Source organism: Streptomyces sp. NPDC085481 (assembly GCF_044541845.1).
GTDB lineage: Bacteria > Actinomycetota > Actinomycetes > Streptomycetales > Streptomycetaceae > Streptomyces.
The window spans coordinates 42,122-48,374 of the sequence record NZ_JBITTJ010000025.1 but is presented as its reverse complement, the minus strand read 5'-3'; the positions used below and the strand labels follow the sequence as shown (position 1 = coordinate 48,374).

General features: G+C 72.1%; 7 protein-coding genes. 5 read left to right on the top strand and 2 right to left on the bottom strand.

The features are described from left to right. Together ACIGEZ_RS33725 and ACIGEZ_RS33720 are read left to right on the top strand one after the other, a co-directional pair. Positions 1-768: ABC transporter permease (locus tag ACIGEZ_RS33725; RefSeq protein ID WP_399839075.1), on the top strand; the 768-nt coding region annotated here is incomplete at its 5' end. A gap of 229 nt (positions 769-997) precedes the next feature. Continuing rightward, positions 998-1,570: a dihydrofolate reductase family protein gene (locus ACIGEZ_RS33720; protein ID WP_399839072.1), complete on the top strand. Its 573-nt coding sequence runs from the start codon at positions 998-1,000 to the stop codon at positions 1,568-1,570. A gap of 71 nt (positions 1,571-1,641) precedes the next feature. Here the strand turns inward: ACIGEZ_RS33720 and ACIGEZ_RS33715 are convergent, their stop codons facing one another. After that, positions 1,642-2,217 (bottom strand): NADPH-dependent FMN reductase, encoded by a 576-nt coding sequence (locus ACIGEZ_RS33715; RefSeq protein ID WP_399839070.1) that lies wholly within the window; start codon positions 2,215-2,217, stop codon positions 1,642-1,644. 143 nt (positions 2,218-2,360) lie between these two features. Between ACIGEZ_RS33715 and ACIGEZ_RS33710 the strand changes: the two genes are divergently transcribed. Together ACIGEZ_RS33710 and ACIGEZ_RS33705 are read left to right on the top strand one after the other, a co-directional pair. Further along, positions 2,361-3,485, top strand: a complete 1,125-nt coding sequence (locus ACIGEZ_RS33710; protein WP_399839067.1) for an MFS transporter — start codon at positions 2,361-2,363, stop codon at positions 3,483-3,485. A gap of 94 nt (positions 3,486-3,579) precedes the next feature. Next, complete coding sequence (locus ACIGEZ_RS33705; protein ID WP_399839064.1) at positions 3,580-4,251, top strand: TetR/AcrR family transcriptional regulator; 672 nt, start codon at positions 3,580-3,582, stop codon at positions 4,249-4,251. Here the strand turns inward: ACIGEZ_RS33705 and ACIGEZ_RS33700 are convergent. Continuing rightward, a complete protein-coding gene (locus ACIGEZ_RS33700; RefSeq protein WP_399839081.1) occupies positions 4,205-5,479 on the bottom strand; it encodes an amino acid permease in 1,275 nt (424 codons plus the stop codon). The genes ACIGEZ_RS33705 and ACIGEZ_RS33700 overlap by 47 nt on opposite strands. Before the next feature lie 211 nt (positions 5,480-5,690). Here ACIGEZ_RS33700 and tpx point away from each other — a divergent pair, with 211 nt between their 5' ends. Then, entirely contained in the window at positions 5,691-6,191 is a 501-nt protein-coding gene (gene tpx, locus ACIGEZ_RS33695) for a thiol peroxidase (RefSeq protein WP_399839061.1), read from the top strand. Positions 6,192-6,253 lie beyond the last annotated feature (62 nt).

Here is a 6,253-nt window from a genome sequence, read left to right as displayed (position 1 = left end):
GCCGTCCGCGACTCGACCACGATGCTGCGCCGCAACCTCCTGCACGCCCGGCGCTACCCGTCCCTCACCCTCAACCTGCTGCTGACGCCGATCATGCTGCTGCTGCTCTTCGTCTACATCTTCGGCGACACCATGAGCGCGGGCATCGGCGGCGGCGACCGCTCCGACTACATCGCCTACATCGTGCCCGGCCTGCTGCTGATGACCATCGGCAGTACGACGATCGGCACCGCGGTCTCCGTCTCCACCGACATGTCCGAGGGCATCATCGCCCGCCTGCGGACGATGGCGATCCACCGTGGGGCCGTGCTCATCGGGCACGTCGTCGGCAGCGTCCTGCAGTCAGTCGCCAGCGTCGTCCTCGTCGGCGCCGTCGGCGTGGCCATCGGCTTCCGCTCCACCGACGCGACCGTCCTGGAGTGGCTCGCGGCCTTCGGCCTGCTGGTGCTGTTCTCCCTGGCGCTCACCTGGATCGCCGTCGGCATGGGCCTGATCAGCCCGAACGCCGAGGCCGCCAGCAACAACGCCATGCCGCTGATCCTGCTGCCGCTCCTCTCCAGCGCCTTCGTCCCCACCGACGCGATGCCGGGCTGGTTCCAGCCGATCGCCGAGTACCAGCCCTTCACCCCCGCCATCGAGACCCTCCGCGGCCTGCTGCTCGGCAGCGAGATCGGCAACAACGGCTGGATCGCGGTCGCCTGGTGCCTGGGCCTCGCGGTGCTCGGCTACTTCTGGTCGACCTCGAAGTTCAACGCCGACCCGAAGTAACCGTCATGACCACGCGGGGCACCTCCCGCCGGCTCGTCCCACCCCAGGGCGGCGTACCCACCGACACCCCGTCGGCGTACGCCGCCCCGTTTCTTTGAGCGGTCGGCGTTGCCGGTGGGGCGTCAAGGGCAGAGGTGAATGCGCCGATTACTTTCTCCGTGATCCTCAGTCAGAGTTCACGCAACGGCCTGATCCGCCGACAACAGGACCCGAGAAACCGAGGAACCCGATGCGCACCCTGATCAGCACCGCCTTCATCTCGCTCGACGGCGTCGTGGAGGCCCCGGGCGGCGAGCCCGGCTACCGCAACTCCGGATGGACCTTCAAGGACGTCGAGTTCCTCCCCGAGGCGTACGAGATCAAGGGCCGCGAGCAGCAGGAGGCCACCGCGATGCTGCTGGGCCGGACGAGTTACGAGGCCTTCAGCCCGGTGTGGCCCGGCATGGCGGAGTTCGCCGAATACAAGCTGATGCCGAAGTACGTCGTCTCCACCACGCTCACCGACGACGACCTGGTCACCGACTGGGGCGAGACCACGATCCTGCGTACCCTCGACGAGGTCGCCGCGCTGAAGGAGACCGAGGGCGGCCCGATCATCGTGCACGGGAGCGCCTCCCTGAGCCGGAGCCTCGCGGACGCCGGCCTGATCGACCGCTACCACCTGCTCGTCTTCCCGCTCCTGCTCGGCGCGGGGAAGCGCCTGTTCAGCACCTCGGACAAGGACGCACAGAAGCTGAGGCTGGTCGAGCACGAGGCGTACGCCAACGGCGTGCAGAAGAACGTGTTCGACGTCGTCCGCTGACCGAGGCGGTCGCCGGGCGCTCGGCTTCGGCGCCGGTCACATCGGCGAGTGTCCGCCCCCGCGAGCGCTTCTCACGACCGGCCGCCGGCCGCCTCGATCTTCGCCTGCAGGGCGCTGAGCAGGCCCTGCAGCAGCTCGATGGTGACCTCGTCCGTCAGGTTGCCGTCGGCGTCGAAGCGCTCGTGCGAGCGGAAGACGTGGACCTCGGGCTTCACGACGACGTCGCTGTCGGTCCAGACGAACATCTGGCGCAGGGCGAGCTGGGCGCGCACGGTGCCGAAGTTGGTGGGAGCCGCGCCCATGATGGCGAGGGGCTTGCGGTTGAGGGGGAGGCCCTCGGTGCGGGTCCAGTCGGTGCTCAGCCAGTCGAGGGCGTTCTTGAGCACACCGGGGACCGAGTAGTTGAACTCGGGTGTGGCGATGAGCAGTCCGTCCGCCTCCTGGACCCGGCGGCGCAGCTCGGCCACGGGGGCGGGGCGCAGTTCGGGGGTGTCGAGGTCGAGGTCGTACGGCGGTATCTCGCGCAGGCCCTCGTAGATCTCGATGTCCTGGCCGGTGTTGAACTTCTGGGCGGCGCGCAGCAGTTGCGTGTTGTGGGAGTCGGCGCGCAGCGAACCGGAGATGGCGAGGACGCGGGACGCGGGCATGGGGTGCTCCTTCGGGTGATTCCGGTCGATGACCGTTGCCGGTCAGGGAGTTGACGACCCAGAAGCTAAACCGGTCGGTTCAGTCTGTCAACCAGACGGTTCAGTATTGACAATGAACTGAATGGTGTAGTTCATTCGAGCCCATGTCGACCCCCCGCGCCTCCCACGCCTCCCACACCCCCCGCTCGGCAACCCGGCGCGCCTTACCGCCCGCCGCCCGGCCACCCCGCGGGTTCCCCCTCGCCGCGCTCGCCGCGCCCGCCGCCATGGGGGCCTCCGGGCCGAGCCTCGCCCTCCCCGCCGCCGCACGGGAGTCGGGCGCCTCCCCCACCGCCGTGGCCTGGCTGATGACCGTCTACGGGCTCGGCATGGCGATCGGCACGCCGCTGCTCTCCGGTACGGCGGGCCGCCGCGGCCCGGCCGGCACCGTGCGGGCCGGCGCCGCGCTCGTGCTGATAGGCGCCGCCGTCGTCCTGCTCGCCCCGAGCCTGCCGCTCGCGGTGGCGGGGCGCGTCCTGGAGGCGGCCGGGGCCGCCGGGCTCAACGTCGCGGCCTTCCAGATCGCCGGGCGGGACCGGACGGGCCGGGCGCCCGGGATCGTCGCGATCGGCAGCGCCGTCGGGGGCACCGCCGGGCTCTTCGTGGGCGCGGCCGTCGCCGGGGCCGCCGGCTGGCGGGGCGCGCTGGTGCTGCCGCTGCTCAGCCTCCTGGTCCTGCTGCCCGCCCTGCGCGCGGCGGGACCCGCGGCGACCGCCGAGGACCGCCCCCGGAGCCGTACCGGAGGAGTGCCCCTCGACGTTCTCGGCGACCGGCGCTTCCTCGCCGCCGCCGGGCTCATGCTCGCCCTCTCGACCGTCAACTTCGCGCTCCTGTACGGCGCTCCGCGCCGGGTCGCCGCGCTCAGCGGATGGAGCCCCGTCCAGATCGGCGCGGCCGCCTCGGTCGCAACGCTCGTGGGGGCCCTGCTGTCCTGGCAGTTGATCCGTACGGCACCCCGGCTCGGCACCGGCCGGACCCGGGCCGTGCTGGCGGGCGGCTCGCTCGCCGCCGCCGTCCTCGCGTCGGCGGCGCCCTGGCCGCTCGCCGTCCTCGTCGGAGCCGGTGCGAGCTCGTTCGTCACCGCGGGCGGCCAGGGGACGCTGGTCGGAGCCTCCGTGCAGGCCCTCCCCCAGGACCGGCACGGCAGCGCGATCGGCCTGTTCAACCTGGCCTTCCTCATCGGCGTCGCCGCCGGTCCCGCCCTGGCGGCCGCCCTGGTGGCCGGCTGAGCCTCCGCAGCCGCCCACGACCCTTTGCAGACCGAACCGTTCAGTTCATATACTGACCGGCCCCGCCGCCCCCGTCGCCTAAGGACACCCCCTCATGGGCACCGAGACCAAGGACGTGCTCGACGAGTACGGCATCCCGGTCATCCCCGACCCCGCCGACGCCGCCTCCCGCAAGCGCCGGGCGATCATCGACGCCGCCCTCGCCGAGTTCCTCGCCGAGGGCTACTCGGCGGCCTCCATGGACGCCATCACCCAGCGCTCCGGCGTCTCCAAGGCCACCATCTACAAGCACTTCGGCAGCAAGGAGCGACTGTTCCTCGCCGTCATCGGCGGCGTCCTGCCACAGACGTACGCCGATCTGGAGCCCGCCAACTCCACCATCGCCGACGCCCCCGACCTGCGCGCGGCCCTCGTCCGGCTCACCACCGACTGGGCCCGGATCCTGCTGCGCCGCGACATCATGTCGCTGCGCCGTCTGGTGATCGGCGAGATCGACCGCTTCCCGCAGCTCGGGCAGCTCTGGTACCGGGTCAGCTACGACATGAACAACGGGCCGCTGATCGACGCCTTCACCGCGCTGCACGCGCGCGGCGCGCTGGACGTCCCCGACCCCGAGCTCGCCGTGCAGCAGCTCGTGGCGGTCACCGTAGGGGTGCCGCAGCTCGTGCACACCTTCGCGCCCGACGCCGAGGTCGACGACGCCGAGCTCACCCGGGTGATCAGCTCGGGAGTGGACCTGTTCCTGGCGCGCTACGCCACCGCCTGACGCCCGCCCAGCACAGCAGCCCCACCGCCCACGCGCCCGTGGTCAGGAGCTGGCTACGGCTCGCCGGGTCGCCCAGCATGAACACGAGCACCCCGCCGATCCCGGCGAGCGCCGCCACCGCCCGCACCGACGGGCCGTGCAGGCGCAGATGGGAGGCGGCGACCAGGGCCCACACCAGCAGGATCGCCGCGCCGATCGAGTGCAGCAGGAACGGGAAGACCGTACGCGGCCAGAGCAGGCTGAGGACCACCGAGCCGAAGCCGAACGCGGCGGAGGCCAGGACGGCCGCGTACGGGACGCCCCCGCGCACCCGCCCCAGGGCGCGGGGCGCGTCCCCGCGCCCCACCAGGGCGAACAGCATGCGCGAGGAGCCGTAGACGTTGGCGTTCATCGCCGAGAGCAGCGCCACCAGGACCACCGCCCGCATCACGTCGGCCGCGCCCGCGACGCCGGTCCGCTCCATCACGGCGGCGTACGGTCCCTCCGCGACGCCCGGCGCGTTCCACGGCACCAGGGCCACGATCACCGCCATCGAACCCAGGTAGAAGACCGAGACCCGCCACACCACCGCCCGTACGCCCGCGCGCACCGCCCGGGCCGGGTCGCCGCACTCGGCGGCCGCGATGGTGACCGTCTCCAGACCGCCGAACGCGAACACCGCCGCCACCAACCCGACGGCCACCCCGTGCCAGCCGTGCGGCAGGAAGCCGCCGTCACCGGTGAGATGGGCCGCGCCCGGCGACGGGTGGCCGGGCAGCAGGCCGGCCAGGACGGCGGCGCCGAGCGCGAGGAAGCCGCAGATGGCGGCGATCTTCAGGCCGGCGAACCAGAACTCCAGCTCGCCGAAGTGGCGCACCCCCGCCAGGTTCCCCGCCGTGAACACGGCCATGAACACGGCCACCCACGCCCAGACCGGCACCCCCGGCACCCAGCCGGTCATGATCCGCCCCGCGCCGATCGCCTCCGCCGCCACGCTCACCACGAGCAGCGCCCAGTACATCCAGCCCGCCAGCAGCCCGGCCCACGGCCCGAACGCCCGCCGCGCGTGCTCCGCGAACGAGCCGGTCACCGGGCGCGCCGCCGACATCTCCCCCAGCATCCGCATCACCAGCGTCGTCAGGACGCCCGCGAGCCCGTACGAGACGAGGATGCCGGGCCCGGCGGCCGCGATCCCCACCCCCGAACCGACGAAGAGCCCCGCGCCGATGGCCCCGCCCAGCGCGATCATGGCCAGATGTCGCTGCCGCAGCCCGACACCCAGTACCCGATTTGTCACGTTATCCCCCGAATCCCGTACGGCCTTGAGACGGCCAGCGGGGAGCCTCGCCGGTCGGGAACGCCGCGGGCAAGTCGGTTCCGGTCAGCGAGATGGCTATTCCGCGCGAAGTACGATCGGGAGGCCAGCACAACCCATGTGACGTCAGTCGAAGGAGATCCCCATGGCCCAGGTCGCGCTCAAGGGCAACCCGGTACAGGTCAACGGCACCCTGCCCGCCACCGGCAGCCAGGCTCCCGAGTTCACCCTGGTCGGCGAGGGCCTCGCGGACAAGTCCCTCAAGGACTTCGCGGGCGTGCGCAAGGTGCTCAACATCTTCCCGAGCGTCGACACCCCGACCTGCGCGTCGTCGGTGCGCAAGTTCAACGCGGAGGCGGCCGGCCTCGACAACACCGTGGTGCTCTGCATCTCCGCCGACCTGCCCTTCGCCCAGGCCCGCTTCTGCGGCGCCGAGGGCCTGGAGAACGTCAAGAACCTCTCCACCCTCCGCGGCCGCGAGTTCCACACCGCCTACGGCGTGGACATCGCCGACGGCGCCCTGGCGGGCCTGACCGCCCGCGCCGTCGTCGTCCTCGACGAGGACGACAAGGTCCTGCACACCGAGCTCGTCAACGAGATCTCCGAGGAGCCCAACTACGAGGCCGCCCTGTCCGCGCTGAAGTAGGCGCTGCCCGGCACCCGCACGGCACTCCCGGGGGCCTGTCCGCTTCGTCTTCGTCGCGGGCA